A 23,321-nucleotide genomic window follows, 5' to 3' on the forward strand; every position below is an offset into this window, starting at 1 on the left:
TCGTGCGACCACCAGACCGATGGGTCATCGTGGCAGCGATCGTCCCGCCCGTCCTCATCGCGCTGGTTGGCATCGCCCACCCGGCCCGCCTGACGTTCGAAGACGCGATCTTGTGGCGAAACCTGCATGTCGTGCTGCTGCCGCTCTTTCCCCTGGTCGCCCTCGGACCCTGGCTCGTCACCCGCTCGATAGACCGCGCGTGGGGCCGAGTCTCGCTGCTGCTCGGCTTCGTCTATGCGTGTTTCTACTCCGCACTCGACGTGCTGGCCGGCATCGGCGCCGGCGGCCTCAAGGACGCCCGCGAGGGTGGCCTCGGTGTGGTGTTCGGGCTTGCCGGTGACTTGGGCCAGGTCGGTTCGGTCGCGTTGATCGGCGCCAACGCTCTGGCATGTGGATGTGTGCTGCGGATCGTCGGTGCCAAAGGTGCGCCCGGCACGGTGCTGTTGTTGGCCGGCAGCTACGGATTCATGGAGGAGCACGTCTACTGGCCCGGCGGAGTGTTGTCGATGCTCGCCATTGCCGCGGGCTGGGCGGCCTTGCTGATCGCCCTGCGCCGCGCTCAGTTGCCGTTGCCCTGATAGACCCTCACGTAGTCGACCAGGTAGTGGAACTCCGGCTTGGTGTGGGCCGGGTCCGCCCAGCCCCAGTAGTTGGTGCCGACCTGGAGGTTGATCCTGAGGTGGAACGTGTCGTCGAACGAGTAGCCGGTGAAGTAGGGCTTGGACGACAGCGGAACCTCGCCGACTGTCTCCCCGTCATAGGTGTAGCGCAGGCAGGTCGGCGACCAGTTGACACCGTAGCGGTGCCAGCCCTTCCAGATCGGGTCGTTGTCCAGGTTGGGGTGCGCGCGGCCTTGGGTGTGCTCGGTGCTCGACTGCTGGCTGGTGTCTTCCCAGGAGTTCCACTCGTAGGACGGGGAGGGGTCGAAGTTCCTGATCGTCGGCGCACCGTAGGACTCCAGCGGATCGATCTCGCCGAGGCGGTCGTCAGCCCGCAACCAGAATGCCGGCCAGATGCCACGTGACATCGTGCTGGTGCTCGGCACCCAGGCTCTGACCTCGAAGTAGCCGTACTTCTGCCCGAACCTGTCGCCGGCCGCGTTGCCATATCCGGCGTCATCGATCGAGTCGATGTAACCCGTGGAGTAGTCACGAGTCTTGTTGCGTTCATAGATCGCGTTGGGGTTGACCTGCCACTCGCTCTCTTGCATCCGCTTGCCCACGATGTCGAGCATGCCGTCGTGGACGCTGACGTTCTCCTTGGTGATGTAGGCCTGATCCTGGTTGAGGAAGGTGTCGTCACGCACGCGCCACGCGTCCCTGTTGATCGTCGAACCGCTGAACTCATCGGCGAAGGTCAACTTCCCCTGGGCCGGATCGGCGTAGTCGATGTCCTCGCAGGCGACGGGCGTATAGGGCGGTGGCGGCGGGGGCGGGGGAGTCGAGGTCACCGCGACGTCCTTGATGCGCAGGTAGTGACGCCGGCTCACCCCCTCGATGTGGGAGTAGACCTTGATCTGGCTGCCAGCCATCGTTGTCGTGTGGCTCACCGAGGAGTTGCGCCAGCTCGACGTGGTCGGCCGAAAGTATGTCGAGCCCTGACTGACGACCCGGCCATCGCTGACCTCCAACACCCGCAGCGCGACTTTGCCGCGCGATTCGGAGGTGCTGAACCTGGCGGAGACCCGGATCGTCGAGCCGGCCTCGGCGATCGATGCAGAGGAGACGGGCGACCCCATGCGAATGGTCTTTCGCCCAATGCTGCTGCGTGGTCTCAGCTCACCCACCTTGATACCGTCGCCCACCGTCGTCTGACGGAATGTCGCATTGGCCGAGCTGGACCAGCGAGGGGTGCCGGTCTCGGGTCCGATGATGGCCACCTTGATCGATGGCGGCGGCAGCTCGGCCTCGGCGGGCGCTCCCACCAGTCCAGCTGCCAAGGCCGCCACCACAACAACGCTGACCGTGGGAGGTGTCACGCGACGGCCCAGCCGGATCCCCGAATGCTCGTGCATTCACACACGGTAGGCCACATGGCCGCGTCTGGGGCGGTTTGGACACTCGTCACACGAGTTCCATCCTGTCACTCGCGCCTCACACGGGCAGAAGACGCGTGATGAACTTGGTCAGCTGATCAACATTGCAGCACTCATGCATCTCGACGATCTCGGCATACGTGGGGGCGATCGAGTCGCCGAGGCCCCACCGCATCGAGTGCTCCGGGTTGAGCCAGAAGGTACGCCGCGCGCGCTGGTTGATCTCATGGAGCGCCGCGAGGTTGGGATCTTGGTTGTTGTTCCGCGCATCCCCGAGGATCAGCACCGCCGTGCGAGGTCCGACAGCGGTCATGTGCTCGGCGTGGAAGTCGGCAAAGGCTTCGCCGTAGTCGCTGCTGGTGTGCCACTTGGTGATGTGCGCCTCGCGGGCGATGCGACCGGCCAGGTCGTCACCGCCGTCCTTGACCAGATCGGTGACCTCGGCCATCGCGTTGACGAAGGCATAGACCCGGACCTTGCTGAACTGCCCGCTGAGCGCCTGGACCAGATGCATCGTGAAGCTCGAGAACCCGGAGACCGATCCGGAGACATCGCACATCAGCACGAGCTCGGGACGGGACGGATGTGGCTTCGCGTGGACCGGGTGCATCGGCACCCCGCCGGTCGACATCGAGCGCCGCAGGGTCCGGCGGATGTCGATGCGGCCCCGGTTGGCCTTTCGTCGGCGCGCGGCAAGACGAGTCGCGAGCTTGCGTGACAGCGGCCGGACGATCCGTCCGAGCTCCTCGAGCTGTTGCTTGTTGGCGCTGAGGAAGTCGATGCGGTCGGTGCCGGTGCGCACGGCATGGCGGGTGACGGTGTCACGTCCGCGCAGCTCCGCCGTCCGCCGACGCGCCTCGGTCGCGACCAGGGCCCGGAAACGATCGACGTTCTGTCGGACCTCATCGCGCTCGAGCCGATCGGTGAACTCGCTGCCGCCTCCCGATCCACCGCCCTGGGATCGGCCCTGGCCTTGCCCGCCGCCACCCTGCCCACGCTGCTGCAGCGCCTGCACGAGGAGCGTCTGGGGACGCAGCCGCTCAAGCGTCTGGTAGGCCGACCATCCGCCGGTCGCGGTCCCCTCCGTGCCGACCTGCCCCAACAGGTCGACCGCCAGCTCAGCAACCTGCTCGAGGGTGCGCAGGTCCTCCTCGGCGAGAGCCATGGCCAACAGGTCTCGGAGGTCCTCGATGTCGAAGTCCTGGGCCATCGCACGAGCCGCCTCGGGCACACCGACGCCGGCGGGAAAATAGAGATCGAAGGTCATGTCGAACACATCGCGCTGACCGCCACGTCGCACCAGTGCGGAGGCGAGCCCCTCCCGGAGCTGCGATCGATCACTCATGCCGAGGACCTGCACGACGGCTGCGGCATCCACCGTCTCGCTCGTGCCGGCCGGTATGCCCTTGCTGCGCAGGGCCGCGACGAACTCCACGAGCCGCCCCGCGAGGTCCTGCTCCGGCGGCGCGGTCATGGGGCGCCCAGCACCTCGTCGAGGTCGAGCCGCGCCGAGGCCTTGGCCAGGTCATCCTGGTGCTTGAGGATCACGCCGAGACTCTCCTTGACGATGTCGTCGTCCAGGATGTCGGCACCGAGGGCAACGAGCGTGCGAGCCCAGTCGATGGTCTCGGAGACCGACGGGGCCTTGCGCAGCGGCATGGCCCGCAGTGCGTTGATGACGCGGACGAGGGAGTCGCCGAGCGTTGCGTCGAGTTCGGGCACCTTGAGTCGTACGATCTGCTGCTCGAGATCAGCATCGGGGAAGTCGATGTGCAGGAACAAGCAACGGCGCCGCAGCGCCTCGGACAGCTCGCGGGTCGCATTGGATGTCAGGACGACGAACGGACGGCTTGTGGCGGTGATCGTACCGAGCTCAGGAACCGTGATCTGGAAGTCTCCCAGGACTTCCAGCAGCAGACCCTCGATCTCGACGTCGGCCTTGTCCGTCTCGTCGATCAGCAAGACGGTCGGGCCGTCGTTGCGGATCGCGGTCAGGAGCGGTCGGGCAAGCAGGAACTCCTCGCTGAAGATGTCGTTGCGCGCCTCGTCCCAGGTCTCGTCGCGGCCCGCGGTGATGCGCAGCAGCTGCTTGGCGTGGTTCCACTCATAGATGGCCCGCGCCTCATCGACGCCCTCGTAGCACTGCAGACGTACGAGCTCGGCTCCGCAGGCCTGCGCCACGGCACTCGACAGGGCGGTCTTGCCGACGCCGGCCGGACCCTCGACAAGCAGTGGCTTGCCCAGCTCGCTGGCGAGGAAGACCGTGGTCGCCACGGCGTCTGACGCGAGATAACCCGCCGAGGCGAGCTTGTCCTTGACGTCGGTGATCGAGGTGAACGGCATGGTGCGCATGTCTACGATGATGCCGTGGCCCTGATCGAGATCGCGCGCGAGGTGCGTCTGACCCCCGAGGAGTCGTGGCTCCGGCTGACCGACTGGGAGCGTCATGGACGGTTCGTTCCCCTGACCCGCATCAGCCGGACCGCGACCGGATTCGTCGCCCGGACCGGTCTCGGGCCCGTCGGTTTCGACGATCCGATGGAGATCGTCGAGTGGCAGGAGCCGTCGTTCTGCCGTCTGGAGAAGCGCGGACGACTGGTCACCGGTTGGGCCGAGCTCAGGGTTGAGCCCCATGGACCGGGCAGCCGAGTGACCTGGCGTGAGCAGATCGACGTGCGGGGGATGCCCCGGGCACTCGACGGACTCACCAGGGTGTCGAGCGCAAAGCTGTTCTCCCGGGTCGTCGACGGGTTGCTCGCGTAGGTGTGCCCGGGTCGAGCCGAGAATCGGCCGGTCACCTCGAAATCGTCAACATGACCCAGGACCGGTTCGCTGAGCGCGATGTCGGCAACGACATCTGGATCGCCCTGCGTGGTGCGTCGGCGTCCTCGTCGTCGCCTACGTCTTCGCCATGGCGGCCTACCGGCGCACGATCTCCTAGGTGAAGAGGGCCGTAGGATCGCGGCATGGGCTACTCGCCGGAATCCGAAGCGCTCGAGATCTGCCGTGACCTGATCCGGATCGACACCTCCAACTACGGGGACGATTCGGGACCGGGGGAGCGCGGGGCCGCCGAGTATGTCTCCGCCTCCCTCGCGGAGGTCGGAATCGAGTCAGCGATCTTCGAGTCGCGGACAGGTCGCGCCAGCGTCGTCGCCCGGTGGGGCAACCAGGACTCGGCGAAACCCGGACTGCTGATCCACGGGCACCTCGACGTGGTGCCGGCGCAGGGCAGCGACTGGAAGGTCGACCCGTTTGCCGCAGAAGTCATCGACGGCTACCTGTTCGGCCGCGGCGCGGTCGACATGAAGGACTTCGACGCGATGCTCCTGTCGGTCGTGCGGGCGCGCCAGCGAGCCGGAGTCATCCCCGACCGGCCGATCACCCTGGTCTTCACCGCCGACGAAGAGGCCGGCGGGGTCCTTGGGGCACACTGGCTCGTCGAGCACCATCCCGACCTGTTCGAGGGTTGCACCGAAGCGATCGGCGAGGTCGGCGGCTTCTCCACCGAGGTCGGCGGCAAGCGGCTCTATCTGATCGAGTCCGGCGAGAAGGGCATCGCCTGGATGCGACTGCGCGCGCACGGCACGGCGGGGCACGGGTCGATGCGCAACAACGACAACGCCCTCACCCACCTCTCCCGTGCTCTCATCGCGCTGGGTGAGCACCCGTGGCCCGCGGAGCCCGGACCGTCGATGGAGATACTGCTCGCCAAGGTCCGCGAGCTGACCGGTGAGGAGGGCTCCTCCGATGAGTTGTTGGACCTGTTCGGCCCCGCCGTCCGCATGATCGGTGCTGGCATGCGCAACACGACCAATGCGACGATGCTGCAAGCCGGATACAAGCACAATGTGATCCCGGGCGAGGCCGTCGCCTATGTCGATGGCCGCTATCTTCCCGGCCACGCCGACACCTTCATACCCACGATCCGCGAGATCGTCGGCCAGCACGTCACGGTCGAGCCCTACATCAGCGACGCTGCCCTGGAATATGCGTTCGAGGGCGATCTCGTCGACGCCATGACCGTGGCGCTGCACAGCCAGGATCCCGAGGCGCACATCGCGCCATTCCTGATGTCGGGGGGCACCGATGCCAAGGCATGGCACAAGATCGGGATCACGTCCTACGGATTCACACCGCTGCGGTTGCCGGGCGACCTCGACTTCACCGCGTTGTTCCACGGCGTCGACGAGCGGGTGCCGGTCGATGCCCTCGAGTTCGGGGCACGCGTCTTCGACACATTCTTGGATCAGCTCTAGCTGGGCCAGCCGTAGAGCGTGCTGCGCATACGGATGATCTTGCGGCGCAGGACGACGGTCCGCTGACCGGTGCCGTCCTTGCGCAATCGGTCGAGCTCCCAACCCTGATACTCGGCCGCATCGGTCAGCATGCGGCACACCGCTGTCCGTGACTTGGTGCGGTCGATCGTGAGGTTCCAGAACTCGTACTCGATCATCGATTCACCTCTCATCGTGTGCTGCCCTCATCGTGCGCTGCCCGACACGTCATCGAGGGCCTGGACGATCTCCGGGGGGAGGTCGAGATCCTCCGACGCCAGGTTTTCCTGCAGCTGCGCGGTCGTGCGCGCCCCGACAATGGCGGACGCGACATCGGGGCGATCGACCAACCACGCCAGCGCAACATGGGCGATCGTCACGCCAAGGCCCTCGGACGCTCGCGCCAGGGCCTCGACGACGGCGAACTTGCCCGGCGTGAGGTAGGCAGACACGAACGCTTCCCACGCCGGATCCGCGGCGCGGGAGTCGGCAGGGATCCCGCTGCGATATTTGCCGGTGAGAACGCCTCTCCCCAGCGGGGACCACGCCAACACGCCCATGCCGAGATGGTCGGCGGCCGGGACGACTTCGGCCTCCGGGTCGCGGTTGACCAGGGAGTACTCGACCTGCGTGCTGATCAGCGGCACGGCCTCGGCGCGAGCAGCGAGCCAGGTGTGCGAGAGCGCGGTCTGCCAGCCGGTGAAGTTGCACACGCCGACGTAGCGGGTGCGCCCCGTGCGGACGGCGTGCTCGAGTGCGCCGATCATCTCCTCGATGGGGACGTCCGGATCGGGGGAGTGGATCTGCCAGAGGTCGAGGTGGTCGGTCCCGAGCTCGCGCAAGGAACGATCGAGCTGGTCGAGCAGCGTACGCCGTGACCCGTCACGCTCGACGCCGTCGCCGCGCCTGATGAAGCCCGCCTTGCCGGCCAGGATGACCCGATCGCGCAGGCCGGCCTTGGCCATCAGCGTGCCGAGCAGCTCCTCGCAGGCGCCGTCGCCATAGATCGGGGCGGTGTCGACGAGAGTGCCGCCCGCGTCGACGAAGGTCGAGAGCTGCTCCTCGGCCTCATACGCATCGACCGCCGAACCCCACGTCATGGTGCCAAGCGCGAGCCGCGAGACCTCCAGCCCCGAGCAACCAACACGGCGATACTGCATGGCGCAAGGCTAGTCGGGGAGGCATCAGGCTCCGGGTAGGCTCGCACGGTGGATTTCCTACGTGCCGTGGTCCTGGGCCTGATCCAGGGCCTGACCGAGTTCCTTCCCATCTCCAGCAGCGCTCACCTCGCGATCTTCCCCAAGCTCTTCGGCTGGGATGATCCCGGAGCGGCGTACACCGCGGTGATCCAGATCGGTACCGAGCTGGCCGTGGTCCTCTACTTCTGGCGGGACATCTGGACGATCGGCTCAGGCTGGGTACGTGGCGTCGTCTCACGCGAGGCCCGGCAGGCGCCGGAGTGGCGGATGGGCTGGTTCGTCATCATCGGCTCGTTGCCGATCGTCGTGCTCGGGTTGCTGCTGCAGGACCTCATCGACAAGGAGTTCCGCAACCTCTGGGTCATCGGCACGATGCTCATCGTCCTTGGCGTCGTGCTCGGGATCGCGGAGCGGGTGGGCCGCAAGACCAGTCCGATCGAGAACCTCACGATGCGTCACGCGATCCTGCTCGGAGTCGCGCAGGCCGGCGCCCTCGTGCCGGGAGTCTCCCGGTCCGGCGCCACGATCAGCATGGGGCTGCTCCTGGGCTACGAGCGCGCCGCGGCGACCCGTTACGCGTTCCTGCTCGCAATCCCGGCGGTGGTCGGGGCCGGCCTCTACAAGCTCAAGGACATCGGCGGCGACAACGCCTACGGCGTCGGCCCCACAATCGTGGGCACGATCGTGTCCTTCATCGTGGGTCTTGCGGTCATCCACTGGCTGCTGCGATATGTGAGCACCCGCTCCTACATGCCGTTCGTGTTCTACCGGGTCGGCCTGGGTGCCCTTGTGCTGATCCTGGTCGGCGCGGGTGTCATCGCCGCCGGCACGACAGTCGGCTGAGCTGCGACTCAGAGCCAACCGGAGCGCTTGAACCGCCAGTAGATGTAGGCGCAGATCCCGCCGATCGCGGCGATCACGACCGGATAGCCGTAGGTCCATCTGAGCTCGGGCATGTGGTCGAAGTTCATGCCGTAGACCCCGGCGATCGCGGTCGGCACGGCGAAGATCGTGGCACCAGCGGTCAGCTTGCGCATGTCGGCGTTCTGCTGGACGCTCAGCTGCGCCAAGTGGGCCTGGAGCGCGTTGTCGAGCAGATTGTCGATCGAGTCGATCGCTTCGGCCGCGCGCTGGAGATGATCGCCGATGTCTCGGAAGTAGGGTCGGGAGTCCTCCGGCATCGACCCGTGCGAGAACCGCAGGATCGGCTCCTTGAGCGGTATGACTGCCCGGCGGAACTCCAACGTCTCGCGCTTGAGTCGGTAGATGCGGGTCGAGTCGTTCGATCGCTCGTTGGAGAACACCGACGTCTCGACCTCCTGGACGTCGATCTCCAGCTCGGCAGCGACATCCTCGTAGTGGTCCACGATGCTGTCGACGACGGCATACAGTGCGGCAGTCGGTCCGTGCGAGAGGGGTTCGATCATGGCTTCCGCAGCCCGGCGTGCCCCCTTCAGAGTCGGCCCACCATGCCGCACGGTCAGCAGGAAGTTGTCGCCCAGGAAGATGTTGACCTCGTGGGTCCGGATGTCGTCATCGCTGTAGGCGACGGTGCGGATCGACATGAACAGGTGGTCGTCGTATCGCTCGACCTTGGGTCGCTGGTGAGCCTCCAATGCATCCTCCACCGCCAGGGGGTGCAATTGGAGGGCTGCGGCGACCCGCTGCATCTCGTCGTGGGTCGGGTTGCCGATGCCGATCCACAGGAAGTCATCCGTGCCGAGCCCGGCCAACGCGGCGTCAAGCGAATGACTGTCGTGCTCGGTCGATTCCCGGATCCCGTCGCGATAGACGGCGCAGTCGATGATCACGAGGTCATTCTGCCCGCCAGTTCCGCGTAGGCGCCGTCGACAGGCCGCAACCGTCGAGCCGATACGCTCAGATCATGCGTAGTTGGTCGAGCCCCGACATCCCTCTCCTCGGCGATCTCGGGCTCGGCGTCGGACCGGTCGTGCAGGTCCATGACACGGCAACCGGTCGCCTCCGGCCCAGCGATCCGTCCGGGTCGGCGAGGCTGTATGTCTGCGGGATCACGCCCTACGACGCGACGCACATGGGCCACGCCTCGACCTACTTGGCCTTTGACCTGTTGCAGCGCGCGTGGCGCGACCACGGCCTGGACGTGGACTACACCCAGAACGTCACGGATGTCGACGACCCACTGCTGGAGCGGGCCTTGGCGACCGGTATCGACTGGAGCGATCTCGCTGAGCGTGAGATCGAGCTGTTCCGCCAGGACATGACCGCACTTCGCATCATCGCGCCGGCCAACTATGTCGGCGCGGTCGAGACGATCGACCTCGTGGTCAGCCTGATCGACAAGCTCGACGCCGCTGGAGCGGTCTATCGAGTCGACGACGACCTCTATTTCGACGTGCATGCCGATGCCGGGTTCGGCGCCGTCTCCGGCCTCGACGAGCAGGCCATGCTGCAGATCTTCCCCGAGCGCGGAGGGGACCCGGCACGGGCGGGCAAGAAGCATCCCCTGGACTGTCTGCTCTGGCAGGCCGAACGCCCTGGCGAACCATCATGGGAGACCCGCCTCGGCCGTGGCCGCCCCGGTTGGCATGTCGAGTGCGCGGCGATCGCGCTCGAGCACCTCGGCACGGCGTTCGACGTGCAGGGCGGTGGATCGGATCTGGTCTTCCCTCATCACGAGATGTCGGCCTCCGAGGCCACCGTCGTGACGCATGAGCCGTTCGCCCAGGCATACGTCCACGCGGGGATGGTGGGCTTCGAGGGCGAGAAGATGTCGAAGTCCAAGGGCAACCTGGTGCTGGTCTCTGCGTTGCGGGCCGCCGGTCACGACCCGATGGCCATCCGCCTGGCGCTGCTGGCGCACCACTACCGCAGCGACTGGGAGTGGTTCGACGACGAGATCGCCAAGGCCGAGGTGCGCCTTGCCGCGTGGCGCGATGCCGTGAGCCGGCCGCTGGCGCCCGCGGGTGCTGATCTGCTGCGCGCGGTCCGCACCGCTATGGCCGATGATCTCGACGCCCCGGCAGCGCTCGCGGCGATCGACACGTGGGCCGCGGACGACTCGGCTGCCGATCCCCAGGCAGGCCGGACCGCTCGCACGGCGATCGACGCGTTGCTCGGCGTCGCGCTGTAGTCAGGCGGTGGGTCGCCCTACTTCTGCATGGGTGTCTGCAGCAGCCACTGGACCCCGAACGGATCGCGGACCCGGCCACCTCTGCCTCCGTAGGGCTGGTCGGCCACGGGAAACACGATCTCGGCCCCGCCCTCCACCAGCGCTGCCGCCATGGCATCCGGATCTTCGACGACCACGTCGAGGATCGGGCCGGGCAATCCGGCGGTGGGGTCCGAGTCGGTCTCGTCGGCATCCTTGAGCGTGATGCTGCAGCCGAGGATCTCGAGCTCGGCGAACGCGATGGTGTCGTCGACCCGATAGCTTTCGATGAGCTCGGCGTCCAGCGTCTTGCAATAGAAGTCGATCGCCGCACGGGCGTCGGACACGACCAGCTTGGGGCGGATGGCGTTGTGGCTCATGCCCGCCAGTTTTGCACGCTGCCCGGTCGACGCGGGCCGCTATCGGCGCTGATGTCCGGGGGCGTCTCGCGGGAGTAGAGGCGGTGGGTTGGAGTGATACGTGTGGCCCGTGGGCGTGGTCCACATCGCGGTCTTGCCATGGGTCGTGACGGTCCAGCCGGGCTGGGACTTGATGGTGTGTGACCTCTTGCACAGTCCCTGACCGTTGGCCACGACCGTCGGCCCGCCGTTGATGAAGGCATCGATGTGGTCGTTGTCGCGGATCCTGCAGTCCTCCATCGCCGCTACGCGACTCATGTGCGATGGCTCCATTGCCCGGCATCCTGCAGGTCCGGTCGCGGCCGCGGATGTGGGCGCGGCTTCGGGGGTCGAAGTAGCGGCGGTGGGGGTCACGGACGAGCAGCGTGCCGTCGACCGGGTCAACCAACAACCGGCGGATCGAGACGTTCGGAGCCTGGGCGATCAGGTCGTCGGCGACATCGGGGGAGATGGGGCCATAGCCGACCAGGTCGACCGGTTCGCCGTCGAGCCCGATGAGGACAGGTGCATCCATGACCAGCTGCACCTCGACATCGGCCGCGTCGGCGCAGGTCAGGCCCGTGGCGCGTTCGACAAGGGTCTGGCACATGATTTGCCCGATCGTACGGTCGTCGCCCGTGGAGCGCAGGCCACGAGCCCACCCGTCGAGTGCGTTGAACGTCGCGAGGATCTGCTCGGCCGGTCCGCGGACATGCAAGATGGCGACGCCGTCCGTGTCGCGGAACATCGTCACTCGCTGGTCGGCACGGTTGCGAATTGCGCGGACCCGGGCGGCATCGGCGTCGATGCGGATCACTGCCCGTGCCGTGGCCCGCGCAGCCTTCACATGGGTCAGCCCCGGCAGGATCGGCGCGATCTCGCCATCCAGGATCACGAAGTCATCGCCGTGCAGGCTTGTGGACTCGTGGATCACAGCCCGTGCGGCCTGCTCGCTGATCTGGCCGGTCTCGAACAGGTCGAGCACTTGAGGCAGCCGTTGCAGACCCAAGGCGAATCCGACCTGGGTGCCGGCCGCAGCAGGACCGATGTTGCGGGCCATCGCGACCTCGCCGATCACCGACAGCGTGGGATCACCCCGCCCGATGCCCATCATGGCGGCCCGCTCAGCATGCAAAGACGCGATCTGCTTGGCCTGCTCTGCGGCGACCGCTCGCCCGAGCCGGTCCAAGGCGGTGATCGCATCGATCCGGTTGGCGCCACATTCGTGGATCGGATCGGACCCGAAGTCATGAGTGCGAACATTGCGGAGGATGTCCTCTGCATCGACCTCGGTGAACATACTTCCAATCTACGAGGACCCTCAGACACCCCGGATTAGTGAGACATGTGTCCAAGACGAGCCGCTCGTGGCGGCAGATTGGGAGTCTCTAGTCCGACTCGTCGGACCCACGTCGGCGCAGGTAGCGCTCGAACTCCCGCGCGATCGCATCACCCGATGCCTCCGGGAGATCACTGGTGTCCCGCTCGTTCTCGAGCGCCTCGACATACTCGGCGATCTCCTCGTCCTGCGAGGTCAGCTCTTCGGCGCCGCGTTGCCACGCGTCGGTCATCTCGACGAGGACACCCTGGGGGAGTGAGAGACCCATCGCGTCCTCGATCGCGCCGAGGAGCGCGAGGGTCGCCTTGGGGCACGGCGGCTCGGCGAGGTAGTGCGGAACCGCCGCCCACAGCGACGCGGCCGCGATCCCCTCGTGGGACGCCATCTCATTGAGGATCGAGGTGATGCCCACGGGACCCGAATAGGTCGACGGCAGCAATGACATCCGCTCCATCAGCATGGGGTCGGTCGTTGAGCCGCTGACCGGCACGGGCCGCGTATGCGGAGAGTCCGCCAGCAGCGCGCCCAGGGTGACCAGCTCCGTGACACCCGCGAGCTTGGCCACGCCGAGGACCGTCGAGCAGAAGGCCTTCCAGCGGAAGTTGGGCTCCGGCGCACGCAACAGCAGGACATCACGTTCTCCGCGGCGGGGACGCGCGTGGTAGATCATGGGCGCCGGCCAGATGATCAGTCGCTCATCGTTGTCGCCGCGGTGCACGTGCGGGCGGTGCACCTGGAAGTCGTAGAAGTCCTCGGGATCGAGCTCGATCAACAGCTCGGCGTCCCACTCGTCGATCAGGTGATCCACCGTGCCGGACGCCGCATCGGCAGCGTCGTTCCAGCCCTCGAACGCAGCGATCATCCATGGATCCTTCAGCTGCGGAATGCTGCCCCCATCGGTCACCGCATCAGCCTAGCCCCGACCCGACCATGGCCGAGCGAAGCGAAGGCAGCGGGCCGTGGCGAGCGCCCGCGCGAGCCACGAAATGAGGGCGACGCAGGAGCCCGCCCCGCTATCACTCGTTCTCGGTGCGGTAGCCAAGGTTGGGCGACAACCACCTCTCGGCCTCATCGACTGACCAACCCTTGCGAGCCGCATAGTCCTCGACTTGATCGCGACCGATGCGACCCACCACGAAGTACTGCGAATCGGGATGGGAGAAGTACAAGCCGCTCACCGCGGCGCCGGGCCACATCGCCATGCTCTCGGTCAGCTCGATGCCGGAATTCGCCTCGACGTCGAGCAGCTCCCAGATGGTCTGCTTCTCGGTGTGCTCGGGGCACGCCGGATAGCCGGGAGCGGGGCGGATGCCGTCGTACTTCTCCTTGATGAGCTCCTCGTTGGAGAGCGCCTCATGAGGTGCGTGCGCCCAGAACTCCTTGCGTACGCGCTCATGGAGGCGCTCGGCGAACGCTTCGGCGAGGCGGTCGGCCAGGGACTCCAACAAGATGGCGCTGTAGTCGTCGAGGTCTTTCTTGAACTCATCGACCTTGTCCTTGATACCGAGCCCGGCAGTGACTGCGAACGCGCCGACATAGTCGCGCAGCCCAGTCTCCTTGGGCGCGACGAAGTCCGCGAGCGACTTGCGGGCCGTGCCCTCCCGCCCCTCGCTCTGCTGACGGATCTGGTGCAGAGTCGTCAGGACCTCCGACCGCGACTCGTCGACATACACCTCGATGTCGTCACCGGGGACCTGGCTCGCCGGGAAGAGCCCGAAGACGCCATTGGCCCGAATCCACTTCTCCTCGATCAAGCGGTCGAGCATCGCCTGGCCGTCGTCGTAGAGCTTGCGCGCTGCCTCGCCCGATGCCGGGTTGCTGAGGATGTCGGGGAACTTGCCCTTCATCTCCCAGGCGTTGAAGAACGGCTGCCAGTCGATGTATTGGCGCAGCTCCTCGAGCGGGTAGTCGTTGAGCACCTTGACGAACTGGGTCGGCGAGCCGGACACGTGATAGTCGTCGGTGTGCACGTCGCGGGCCTGCTGGGTCAGCATGCGTGGACGAGGCGGCTGATAGCCCGTCCAGTCGATCGGTGTCGCCTTCGCGCGGGCAGCCTCGATCGACAGCAGTGACCGGGTGTCCTGGCGGGCAGCGTGGCGTTCGCGCAGGGAGTCATAGTCGGCCAAGGTGTCCGCCAGCAGCTTGGGTCGCTGCTCGTCCGACAGCAGCGCCGCGACGACCGGCACCGAGCGCGAAGCGTCCTTGACCCAGATGACGGGACCGTGATACTTCTGCGCGACCTTGACGGCGGTATGCGCACGGGACGTCGTGGCACCGCCGATCATCAACGGGATCTCGAAGCCTTGACGCTCCATCTCGGACGCGAAATTGACCATCTCGTCGAGCGACGGTGTGATCAGGCCGGACAGCCCGATGACGTCTGCGCCCTCCTCCTTGGCAGCGTCGAGGATCTTCTGCGCCGGCACCATGACACCGAGATCGACCACGTCATAGTTGTTGCACTGCAGCACCACACCGACGATGTTCTTGCCGATGTCGTGCACATCGCCCTTGACCGTGGCCATGACGACCTTGCCGTTGCTGCGCTCGACGTCCCCGGGCTGCTTCTCGGCCTCGATGAACGGGATCAGATGGGCGACGGCCTTCTTCATGACCCGAGCCGACTTCACGACCTGCGGCAGGAACATCTTGCCCTCGCCGAACAGGTCGCCGACGACGTTCATGCCGGCCATCAACGGACCCTCGATGACCTCGATCGGACGACCACCTCGGTCGGAGATCAGCTGACGCAGCTCTTCGGTGTCGGACTCGGCAAACTCGTCGATGCCCTTGACCAGGGCATGGGTGATCCGCTCGTCCACGGGAAGCGAGCGCCACTCCTCGGTGGCGACCTCCTTGACTGATCCGTCGCCGGCGAAGTCGGCCGCGATCTCGAGCAGTCGCTCGGTGGAGTCCTCGCGACGGTTGAGGATGACGTCCTCGATGCGATCCCGCAGCAGCTCGGGCACCTCGTCATAGACCTCGAGGGCGCCAGCGTTGACGATTCCCATGTCCATGCCGGCCGCAATCGCGTGATAGAGGAACACCGCGTGGATGGCCTCGCGAACCGGGTTGTTGCCGCGGAACGAGAACGACACGTTGGAGACACCGCCGGAGACCAGCGCACCAGGGAGGTTCTGCTTGATCCAGCGGGTCGCCTCGATGTAGTCGAGACCGTAGTTGGCGTGCTCCTCGATGCCCGTGGCCACCGCGAAACAGTTGGGGTCGAAGATGATGTCCTCGGCGGGGAAGCCGACCTGGTCGACCAGGATGTCGTAGGCGCGCTGACAGATCTCCTTGCGCCGCTCGAGGTTGTCGGCCTGGCCCTCCTCGTCGAAGGCCATCACGACGACCGCAGCGCCATACTTGCGGCACAGCCGGGCCTCACGGACGAACTTGTCCTCGCCCTCCTTGAGAGAGATCGAGTTGACGATCGGCTTGCCCTGTACGCACTTGAGCCCGGCCTCGATGACATCCCACTTGGACGAGTCGATCATGGTCGGTACGCGGCAGATGTCCGGCTCGGTCGCGACGAGCTTGGTGAACCGGTCCATCGCGGCGATGCCGTCGATCATGCCTTCGTCCATGTTGATGTCGATGACCTGGGCGCCGGCCTCGACCTGTTGGCGTGCGACGGCGAGCGCGGCGGTGTAGTCGCCGGCCTTGATCAGGTTGCGGAAACGCGCGGAGCCGGTGATGTTGGTGCGTTCTCCGACGTTGACGAACAGCGTGTCCTCGACGACCGTGACCGGTTCGAGTCCTGACAGGCGCAGCGCCCGCGTCGCTTCGACGGGCACCCGCGGTGTCTTGTCTGCGACATCGCGCGCGATCGCGGCGATGTGGGCCGGCGTGGTGCCACAGCAGCCGCCCACCAGGTTCACGAATCCGGCATCGGCGAACTCGGCCACGATCGCGGCCGTCTCGTCGGGCTCCTCGTCATACTCGCCGAAGGCGTTGGGTAGACCAGCGTTGGGATAGCACGACACGAACGTGTCGGCGACGCGGGCGATCTCAGCGATGTAGGGGCGCATCTCCTTGGCACCCAGAGCGCAGTTGAGGCCGACCAGCAGCGGGTTGACGTGCCGCACGGAATGCCAGAACGCTTCGGTGACCTGGCCCGAGAGCGTACGCCCAGAGGCATCGGTGATCGTGCCGGAGATGATCACCGGCCAGCGGCGACTCCGCTCCTCGAACAACGTCTCCAGGGCGAAGATCGCGGCCTTGGCGTTGAGGGTGTCGAAGATCGTCTCGATCATCAGGACATCGGCTCCGCCGTCGACGAGCCCGTTGGCCTGCACGAGGTAGGCCTCGACGAGCTGGTCGTACGTCACGTTGCGGGCGCCCGGGTCGTTGACGTCGGGCGAGATCGAGGCCGTGCGGCTCGTGGGTCCGAGGGCGCCGACCACGTAGCGAGGCCGGTCGGGCGTGCTCTCGGTCATCGCGTCGCACTCACGTCGGGCGAGACGGGCCGACTCGAGGTTGAGCTCGTAGGCGAGATCGTCCATGCCATAGTCGCTCAGCGAGATCGAGGTCGCGTTGAACGTGTTGGTCTCGATCAAGTCCGCGCCGGCCTCGAGATACTCGCGGTGGATGCTGGCGATGATCTCGGGCTGGGTCAGGGTCAGGAGGTCGTTGTTGCCCTGGACCTCGGACGGCCAGTCGGCGAAGCGCTCGCCGCGATAGCCGGCCTCGTCGGGGCGATCTCGTTGAATCGCCGTGCCCATCGCACCGTCGAGCACCATGATCCGGCTCTGCAGGAGCTCGGTCAGGTCAGACGTGGCGTCAGGGCGGAGGTTCGGGGAGTCGGACACGAGCAATCCTCGGAAAGTTGATCGGTAGGAATGCTGGGGAGCTCCAGCCGGCGGCGGGCTCGCCTGGGCCTCGGGAACTCCCGAACTTGTGCCTCCAGTATCTCACGACCGGTCAGCACAGCCGAGACGTCCGGGTATCGAGACCGGCGGGTGTCCGCGCCACCTGCGTTATGTATCGTCGTGTCTGATTCGTCACGAGCGTTACTGGGGGCAATGATGGTCGACCGCGAAGATGGACCGTTTGACTACTACAACGAGATCTATGCCGGCGTGACGGGCGCCAGCATTCGGGCCGACGCCCAGGACCCGGGACTGCACACCGCCACCATCGAAGCGCTGGCAGGTGAGCTGGAGGGCGACTCCTCCCGCGTCGCGACCCAGATCGAGGGCGACATCACCGGCGCCGTCCAGACCAACCCCGAGACGGCCTCGGGCTCGGCGAGGACCCTTGCAATGAAGGGCCACTTTGCGGTGGGCCTGATCAACAACTTCGCCGGCATGGTCGACACCTTCGATGTCGAGGTCAGCGCGATCAACCGCCAATACCGCAGTGATCTCGCCTCAGCGATGCGCTACGCAGGCCAGGCCGCCGCGGCGACCGAGTCCAAGGCCGACGATGCCGAGACGACCGCGGCCGTCATGGGCCCGAAGACCAAGGCGAATTTGGAGCCTCGCTACAACCGGGCCGTGGCGAAGCTCGACGAGGACGCTGACACGGTCGCGACCAAGTTCCGGCAGGGCCCGACGGTCGAGAACGTACGCGAGCTCATACGCGCCGGGCTGATCCCGCTCTCGGCGGCCGGCTTCTGGCCCAACCTGCAGCTCACCGAGGACGACCGGGTCCAGCACTACCTCAACACCGTTGGCAAGATGTCGGACGAGGAACAGCTCGAGTGGATCCTCGCCCACAAGGACGACCTGCCGCCCGAGATCGCCGACGTCATCTCGCCTGCCGTGCAGGAGCAGATCGCCGACCGCGTCGCTGACGACATCGAGAACCCCGACAACATCGACGAAGAGACCGTCGCGTTGATGGCGTTCCTCCAGAGCTCGGCGCCGTTCGCTGAGCGCCTCTACACGCGAGTGACGCCTCAGGAGATGAGCGAAGCGATCACCGAGCTGAACTACCAGGTCTTCGGCGCCGGCGAGCACGACGACGGCAGCGGTCGGGTGCTCGATGGCCCGCCCCCGCTGGAGGTCTACGACAAGTTCATGAACGCCGCCGGCATCACACTGGCTACTTACAGCCGGTCCGACTCCGTCGACGGCAACGCGCTGGCCGATGACTGGTTCGCAGCGATCACCGACGAAGACCACCGGCAGAACGCGGCTGCACTGACACTTCTGATCCGCGAAGGCGGTGAGTCCGGCGCGGACTACGACCCCGACTTCATCGACAAGCTCGGCAGTGACGTCCTGGAGTGGGAAAAGGATCAGGACGGCCCGGTGTGGGGACCGCGCAACGGCTCCGATGGCGTCTGGATCCGCGATCCGGACAAGGTCGAGATCACCGAATGGACCAACGAGTACGGCGATCCGGTCTACAACGTCTCGGGCGGCCTGGCGAGCGATGGCATGGCCAACGTCCTCGCCGGCATGGGTTCGTCGCCCGAGGGAGCGCAGCGGTTCTTCACCACTTCCGACGGCGAGACCGACCAGGACCGCCTCGAATACCTCATGTTGCACCGCACGTTCTCCGAGTCGGACAACAGCGACGAGGGTGACGGCCTGGGTGAGGCGCTCCAGGCGGCCACCATCGGTGGCACCGACGGCGAGTCCGGCGACTACACCGACGAGAAGGCCGCAGGCCTGGCCACCGACGTGTTCCAGCTGATCGCCGACAACAGCGGCACCGACGACAAGGAAGATCTGGGCACCGACGACGCCGGTGGCCCGCTCGACGGTGACATGGACAACGAGTGGCACGTCTGGGAGGACATGACCGACAGCCTCGGCGCCATCGGCGCCGGTTACGCCGACGACATCTTTTCAACCGTCAGCGGTGGTACAGGCTCCGGCCGCGTGCTTGACGTCAGCGAGTCCGACCTGCTGCGGGTGGTCGGCGAGATCGGACACTCCGACTCCAAGGTGGGTGTAGAGACCCTGCTCGCCGGCGTGGCACGTGCCGGCATGGACCAGCAAGTCGGCGATCCGCTCGACGCCTTCGTCAAGAACCAGGGCGGAGGCGACGACCCGATCAACATGACGACGTTCCGCAACAGCGGCACCAACCTCGACACTTCTGCCATCGGTGACGTCCTAGGCACGTTGGTCAACGCCTCCGACGACGTGTACAGCGACGAGGCGATGGCCGAGTCGACGCGCAACGCCTACGTTGCCAAGGCGTTCGAGATCGGAACCAGCTTCATCCCGGGCGGCAGTGCCATCGCCCCCAACGTCTCCGATGCTGCACAGACCGCGATCGACCTTGGCAAGGGCGAGTTGATTAGCGCCATGCAGAGCCAGATCAGCGGTACCCCGTCGGCCGAGGGGGGCGACTACCGCACCTCGATCGACGACAGCATGCGTTATGCCTTGGCCAACGAGATGCTGCAGCACGACTTGTTCGGTGAGCAACCGAATCCTTCACGCCAGCCCAATCCGTTCCCGGGAGTGGATTCGACAGTTGTCACCCGCGCCCCGTCGGGTCAACAGGTGTTCGACCCCGAGCTGTTCTTCGATCGCACGAGCGACACGAACGCGAAGTGGGACGAGTTCTTCCAAAGCAATCCGTATTCTGAGATGAATCAGGAGTATGACGAGATGGCGGACACCTTCGACCGGACCTTGAACGCCGACCGGAAGCCGACTCAGGAATGAAAGCAGAACCAGCCCGAGTCGGGGCCCGGACATTCGGTGTCATCTTGGCCTCGGCGGTGCTGCTGGGCGGTTGTCAGGACTCCCAGGGCGATCCGACTCCGTCACCGACTCCTACCGAGGCCGACGGTGCCTACTGCGGACTGGTGTCGACCAAGCTGATCGACTCGATCGTGGGCAGCGACGTCGAGGTCAACGGCGACCTCGTCACCACGGTGCCCAGCTCCGGCGTGGTCGAATGTCGCATCAGCAGCACGACCGGGCCGGCAAACGTGATGGTGGTCGCCGACCCCGACACCGGCAGCCCGAGTCCCAAAACGGTCGACACCGACGGGTGCACCCCGGTCGATGTCCCGGGATGGGGGCCGGTGTCAGCATGCCTGAGGGACAACTTCGTCAATCTGGTTGCGTACCCCCCAAAGGACCGACGTTTCTTCAGCATCAACGTTCGTCTCAACGAGCCCAAGACCCGACTCAAGGCAAGTGACGCGGAGTTGAAGCAAGCGACCGACGCCGCCGTTCGTGTTGCTCAGGACGTCAACACGAACCTTGACCGGTTCTGACAGGGGGGCCCCGAGCGACGAGGTGCGCGCAGACAACCGATGCCGCGGTTGAGGTCGTTCAGGACGTCAATACCAATGTGGACAGGTTCTGAACCCACGCGTGGGGACACAACGATGATGAACCGCTGGCGTCGTGCTCAGACGGCGAGGCCGGCGCCGGCGGCTCGTCGCTGGGCATCGGCCAACGCCTGTGCTGCGTTCACCAGACCGAGATGGCTGAATGCTTGAGGAAAGTTGCCTAGCAGCTGTCCGTCGTCTGCGACCTGTTCGGCCAGCAGCCCCAACCCGGTGGCGCACCGCGCCGCCCGCACCAGCACGGTTCGGGCGCGGTCGACCTGATCGGTTCTGGCCAGCGCCTCCGCCAACCAGAACGTGCACAGCAAGAACGTTCCTTCTGGAGCGTCGATCCCGTCGTCGCCTCGATAGCGGTAGAGCAGGCCTGATTCGTCGCGGAGTGCCCGCTCGACTGCGTCGATCGTCGAGAGCAGTCGCGGATCGTCGGCGGGCAGGAATCCCACCACGGCCATCAGCAGCACGGAGGCATCGAGGTCGGTCGACCCGAACGACTGGCTGAAGGCGCCGGCTTCATCGCTCCAGCCCTGGCTCTGGATCGCATGGCGGATCTGTTCACGAGTCGCCGTCCAGTCGGCCGTACGGTCCTCGCACCGGAGCTGCTCGACCATGCTCAGTCCTCGGTCCAGCGCCACCCAGCACATCAACTTGCTGTGCAGGAATGGCCGCGCAGGACCCCTGATCTCCCAGATCCCTTGATCGTCCTCGTGCCAGCGGGAGGCTGCGGCGTCCACGGAAGCGACCAGGAACATCCGCGTGTGCTCGTCCATGTCGCCGAGCTGCTCGCGCAGCACGTATGCCGCATCCAGCAGTGAGCCGTAGACATCGAGTTGACGTTGACTCCAGGCTCCGTTGCCAGCGCGCACGGGCGAGCTGTCGCGCCAACCGGTGAGCTGCGGAACCTCTCGCTCGGTAAGGTCGCGCTCGCCACCGATCCCGAACATGATCTGCAGGTCCAGGCCACGATCGAGCTGGGTTGCCGCGGACCGGGCCAGGAACGAGAAGAACGACTTGGCCTCATCGGGACATGCCGCGATGAACAGGCCCTGCATCGTCATGCTCGCGTCGCGGACCCAGGTGAATCGGTAGTCCCAGGTTCGGCCGGTTCCGACGCCCTCGGGGATGCTCGTCGTGGCGGCGGCAACCATGGCGCCACTGGGGGCGAATGTGAGCCCGCGCAAGACAATTCCGCTGCGGTTGACCAGGTCTCGCAGTGGTCCGTCGTAGTGCTGATGCAGCTTCGACCAGCTTCGCCATGACTTCTCGGTGGATGTGAGGCGTCGACGGATCTTTCGTTCGCGCCACGGCGCTGGCTTGGGCTCCCATGCAGATGACTGCTCAAGGGCGAAAGCCAACTTTTCACCTGACGTCAGGGTCACTAGTGCCGTGGCGGCATCGTTCTGCAGATCCAGGTCGAGATCGGTGCTCAGGGTCAGCACGTGGGATCCGCCGTACGTGACGACGGCCCGATCGGATCTGTCGAACCGTGGATGTATGAGTCCGAACTCGGGTCGCGGGACATATTCGACCCGGGTCGGCACCGATCCGCGCGTGCAGTGCGCCTGCCTCAGCAACACCCCTGGAGAGCCGTGCCCGACCTGGTGCCCGCGCTCGCGTCGGCCGAGAGCCATGGCGTCGGTCACCACCAGCTCACCATCGGGTCCAGACCACGTCGTCTCCAGCACCAAGCTGTGAGGCAGGTAGCGCCAGGTGGACGTCCATCCCGCCGCTGCCGGTGCGATCAGGAAGTGCCCGGCACTGTGGTCGAGCAGCCGGCTCAGAATCGGAGGACTGTCGAATCTCGGGAGGCACAACCAGTCGACGGAGCCGCCATTAGTCACCAGTGCGGCCGACCGGCAGTCTGACAACAGAGCGTGCTCACTGATCGGGACGTCGCTCATCCGCCCAGTATGCGCGGACGGTGTCAACGATGTCGCTACCGTGGTGTCGTGACTGAATACGCAGCCGTCCTGTGGGACCTCGACGGCACGATCGTTGACACCGAGCCACTGTGGATGGCCGCCGAGCACGAGCTTGCGGCCGAGCACGGCAAGATCTGGACCGAGGAGGACGGCCTCGCTCTGGTCGGCAACTCCCTGATCGCGTCGGGCCACTACATCCGCGAACGGCTCGAGATCGACATGTCCGCCGAGGACATCGTCGACTACCTGGTGGGGGAGCTCGCCGCGTCGCTGACCGAGCACATCGACTGGCGACCCGGTGCCCGCGACCTGATCGAGGCGCTCGACGACGCCGGCGTCCCCCAGGCCCTCGTGACGATGTCGTACGCCACGATCGCCGCGCCGGTGACGGCGTCGCTGCCGTTCAAGGCCGTCGTCACGGGCGACATCGTGTCGCGGCCCAAGCCGTTCCCGGATCCCTACCTGCTCGCCGCCGAGCTGCTCGGCGTCGATGCCGTGCAATGCCTCGCGATCGAGGACTCCGGCACGGGTGCGACGTCGGCCAACGCCGCGGGCTGCGACGTGCTCGTCGTGCCGCACTTCGTCAACGTCCCGGAGGCCGAGCGTCGCGTCCAGATCCCCACGCTGGAGGGATTGGGTCCGGCAGACCTGCAGACGCTGTTCTAGCTATGATGCCGAGGCGCGTTGGTCGAGATCGTGTGCCGGACTCCCGCGCCGGTGGGCTTGCAACTCCGAATCAGCCCGACTCGCCGCCCTGC

At 66.2% G+C, this 23,321-nt stretch carries 20 protein-coding genes; 9 read left to right on the forward strand and 11 right to left on the reverse strand.

Going from position 1 to position 23,321, the window contains the following annotated elements; all coding sequences use genetic code 11:
* Positions 1-29: 29 nt before the first annotated feature.
* Complete coding sequence (locus WKF39_RS13625) at positions 30-578, forward strand: hypothetical protein (protein WP_340389311.1); 549 nt, start codon at positions 30-32, stop codon at positions 576-578.
* Here WKF39_RS13625 and WKF39_RS13630 read toward each other — a convergent pair.
* The 3 genes from WKF39_RS13630 to WKF39_RS13640 form a co-directional block, all read right to left on the reverse strand.
* Positions 560-2,014 carry a glycoside hydrolase family 16 protein gene (locus WKF39_RS13630; protein ID WP_340389313.1) on the reverse strand — a complete coding sequence of 485 codons (1,455 nt, stop codon included), beginning with the start codon at positions 2,012-2,014 and terminating at the stop codon, positions 560-562. The genes WKF39_RS13625 and WKF39_RS13630 overlap by 19 nt on opposite strands.
* 79 nt (positions 2,015-2,093) lie before the next feature.
* Complete coding sequence (locus tag WKF39_RS13635) at positions 2,094-3,509, reverse strand: VWA domain-containing protein (protein WP_340389315.1); 1,416 nt, start codon at positions 3,507-3,509, stop codon at positions 2,094-2,096.
* Positions 3,506-4,387: a MoxR family ATPase gene (locus WKF39_RS13640; protein ID WP_340389317.1), complete on the reverse strand. Its 882-nt coding sequence runs from the start codon at positions 4,385-4,387 to the stop codon at positions 3,506-3,508. Before WKF39_RS13640 ends, WKF39_RS13635 begins: the two co-directional genes overlap by 4 nt.
* 15 nt (positions 4,388-4,402) lie before the next feature.
* Here WKF39_RS13640 and WKF39_RS13645 point away from each other — a divergent pair, with 15 nt between their 5' ends.
* Entirely contained in the window at positions 4,403-4,798 is a 396-nt protein-coding gene (locus WKF39_RS13645; protein ID WP_340389319.1) for an SRPBCC family protein, read from the forward strand.
* Positions 4,799-5,001: 203 nt separating this feature from the next.
* Entirely contained in the window at positions 5,002-6,294 is a 1,293-nt protein-coding gene (locus WKF39_RS13650; RefSeq protein ID WP_340389321.1) for a M20/M25/M40 family metallo-hydrolase, read from the forward strand.
* Here the strand turns inward: WKF39_RS13650 and WKF39_RS13655 are convergent.
* A complete protein-coding gene (locus WKF39_RS13655) occupies positions 6,291-6,491 on the reverse strand; it encodes a DUF5703 family protein (protein WP_340389324.1) in 201 nt (66 codons plus the stop codon). The genes WKF39_RS13650 and WKF39_RS13655 overlap by 4 nt on opposite strands.
* A 27-nt stretch (positions 6,492-6,518) precedes the next feature.
* A complete protein-coding gene (locus tag WKF39_RS13660) occupies positions 6,519-7,472 on the reverse strand; it encodes an aldo/keto reductase (protein WP_340389325.1) in 954 nt (317 codons plus the stop codon).
* A 48-nt stretch (positions 7,473-7,520) separates the two neighbouring features.
* On the opposite strand from WKF39_RS13660, the gene WKF39_RS13665 reads away from it, so the two are divergent.
* On the forward strand, positions 7,521-8,354 hold the full coding sequence (locus tag WKF39_RS13665; RefSeq protein WP_340389327.1) for an undecaprenyl-diphosphate phosphatase: 834 nt from the start codon (positions 7,521-7,523) through the stop codon (positions 8,352-8,354).
* Positions 8,355-8,362: 8 nt separating this feature from the next.
* Here the strand turns inward: WKF39_RS13665 and corA are convergent, their stop codons facing one another.
* The gene (corA, locus tag WKF39_RS13670; RefSeq protein ID WP_340389329.1) at positions 8,363-9,322 is read right to left on the reverse strand and encodes a magnesium/cobalt transporter CorA; all 960 of its coding nucleotides are present in this window, start codon (positions 9,320-9,322) and stop codon (positions 8,363-8,365) included.
* Positions 9,323-9,396: 74 nt separating this feature from the next.
* On the opposite strand from corA, the gene mshC reads away from it, so the two are divergent.
* On the forward strand, positions 9,397-10,623 hold the full coding sequence (gene mshC / locus WKF39_RS13675; RefSeq protein ID WP_340389331.1) for a cysteine--1-D-myo-inosityl 2-amino-2-deoxy-alpha-D-glucopyranoside ligase: 1,227 nt from the start codon (positions 9,397-9,399) through the stop codon (positions 10,621-10,623).
* Positions 10,624-10,640: 17 nt separating this feature from the next.
* Here mshC and WKF39_RS13680 read toward each other — a convergent pair whose 3' ends face one another.
* Positions 10,641-11,021, reverse strand: a complete 381-nt coding sequence (locus tag WKF39_RS13680) for a VOC family protein (protein ID WP_340389333.1) — start codon at positions 11,019-11,021, stop codon at positions 10,641-10,643.
* Between the two features lie 39 nt (positions 11,022-11,060).
* A complete protein-coding gene (locus tag WKF39_RS13685; RefSeq protein WP_340389335.1) occupies positions 11,061-11,318 on the reverse strand; it encodes a hypothetical protein in 258 nt (85 codons plus the stop codon).
* 85 nt (positions 11,319-11,403) lie between these two features.
* Here WKF39_RS13685 and WKF39_RS13690 point away from each other — a divergent pair, with 85 nt between their 5' ends.
* Positions 11,404-12,378 carry a hypothetical protein gene (locus WKF39_RS13690; protein WP_340389337.1) on the forward strand — a complete coding sequence of 325 codons (975 nt, stop codon included), beginning with the start codon at positions 11,404-11,406 and terminating at the stop codon, positions 12,376-12,378.
* A gap of 49 nt (positions 12,379-12,427) precedes the next feature.
* Here WKF39_RS13690 and WKF39_RS13695 read toward each other — a convergent pair whose 3' ends face one another.
* Both WKF39_RS13695 and metH read right to left on the reverse strand, forming a co-directional pair.
* Positions 12,428-13,240 (reverse strand): PAC2 family protein, encoded by an 813-nt coding sequence (locus tag WKF39_RS13695; protein ID WP_340389339.1) that lies wholly within the window; start codon positions 13,238-13,240, stop codon positions 12,428-12,430.
* Between the two features lie 154 nt (positions 13,241-13,394).
* A complete protein-coding gene (gene metH, locus WKF39_RS13700; protein WP_340389341.1) occupies positions 13,395-17,189 on the reverse strand; it encodes a methionine synthase in 3,795 nt (1,264 codons plus the stop codon).
* A 216-nt stretch (positions 17,190-17,405) separates the two neighbouring features.
* Between metH and WKF39_RS13705 the strand changes: the two genes are divergently transcribed.
* Both WKF39_RS13705 and WKF39_RS13710 read left to right on the forward strand, forming a co-directional pair.
* Positions 17,406-20,009 carry a hypothetical protein gene (locus WKF39_RS13705; RefSeq protein ID WP_340389343.1) on the forward strand — a complete coding sequence of 868 codons (2,604 nt, stop codon included), beginning with the start codon at positions 17,406-17,408 and terminating at the stop codon, positions 20,007-20,009.
* A complete protein-coding gene (locus tag WKF39_RS13710; RefSeq protein ID WP_340389345.1) occupies positions 20,006-20,569 on the forward strand; it encodes a hypothetical protein in 564 nt (187 codons plus the stop codon). Before WKF39_RS13705 ends, WKF39_RS13710 begins: the two co-directional genes overlap by 4 nt.
* A 137-nt stretch (positions 20,570-20,706) precedes the next feature.
* Here the strand turns inward: WKF39_RS13710 and WKF39_RS13715 are convergent, their stop codons facing one another.
* On the reverse strand, positions 20,707-22,542 hold the full coding sequence (locus WKF39_RS13715; protein WP_340389347.1) for a glycoside hydrolase family 15 protein: 1,836 nt from the start codon (positions 22,540-22,542) through the stop codon (positions 20,707-20,709).
* A 48-nt stretch (positions 22,543-22,590) separates the two neighbouring features.
* Here WKF39_RS13715 and WKF39_RS13720 point away from each other — a divergent pair, with 48 nt between their 5' ends.
* Positions 22,591-23,229, forward strand: a complete 639-nt coding sequence (locus tag WKF39_RS13720; RefSeq protein ID WP_340389349.1) for an HAD family phosphatase — start codon at positions 22,591-22,593, stop codon at positions 23,227-23,229.
* Positions 23,230-23,321: the final 92 nt, after the last annotated feature.

The sequence above is a fragment of the Aeromicrobium sp. genome, from assembly GCF_037719875.1.
Classification (GTDB): domain Bacteria; phylum Actinomycetota; class Actinomycetes; order Propionibacteriales; family Nocardioidaceae; genus Aeromicrobium.

Bases quoted from the DNA above. Each gene is read 5' to 3' on its own strand.
- WKF39_RS13715 (WP_340389347.1), bottom strand. From the start codon at position 22,542: ATGAGCGACGTCCCGATCAGTGAGCACGCTCTGTTGTCAGACTGCCGG.
- WKF39_RS13685 (WP_340389335.1), bottom strand. From the start codon at position 11,318: ATGAGTCGCGTAGCGGCGATGGAGGACTGCAGGATCCGCGACAACGAC.
- WKF39_RS13680 (WP_340389333.1), bottom strand. From the start codon at position 11,021: ATGAGCCACAACGCCATCCGCCCCAAGCTGGTCGTGTCCGACGCCCGT.
- WKF39_RS13655 (WP_340389324.1), bottom strand. From the start codon at position 6,491: ATGATCGAGTACGAGTTCTGGAACCTCACGATCGACCGCACCAAGTCA.
- WKF39_RS13640 (WP_340389317.1), bottom strand. From the start codon at position 4,387: ATGCGCACCATGCCGTTCACCTCGATCACCGACGTCAAGGACAAGCTC.
- WKF39_RS13630 (WP_340389313.1), bottom strand. From the start codon at position 2,014: ATGCACGAGCATTCGGGGATCCGGCTGGGCCGTCGCGTGACACCTCCC.
- WKF39_RS13650 (WP_340389321.1), top strand. From the start codon at position 5,002: ATGGGCTACTCGCCGGAATCCGAAGCGCTCGAGATCTGCCGTGACCTG.
- WKF39_RS13695 (WP_340389339.1), bottom strand. From the start codon at position 13,240: ATGATCGCTGCGTTCGAGGGCTGGAACGACGCTGCCGATGCGGCGTCC.
- mshC (WP_340389331.1), top strand. From the start codon at position 9,397: ATGCGTAGTTGGTCGAGCCCCGACATCCCTCTCCTCGGCGATCTCGGG.
- WKF39_RS13710 (WP_340389345.1), top strand. From the start codon at position 20,006: ATGAAAGCAGAACCAGCCCGAGTCGGGGCCCGGACATTCGGTGTCATC.
- WKF39_RS13660 (WP_340389325.1), bottom strand. From the start codon at position 7,472: ATGCAGTATCGCCGTGTTGGTTGCTCGGGGCTGGAGGTCTCGCGGCTC.
- WKF39_RS13705 (WP_340389343.1), top strand. From the start codon at position 17,406: ATGGTCGACCGCGAAGATGGACCGTTTGACTACTACAACGAGATCTAT.
- WKF39_RS13635 (WP_340389315.1), bottom strand. From the start codon at position 3,509: ATGACCGCGCCGCCGGAGCAGGACCTCGCGGGGCGGCTCGTGGAGTTC.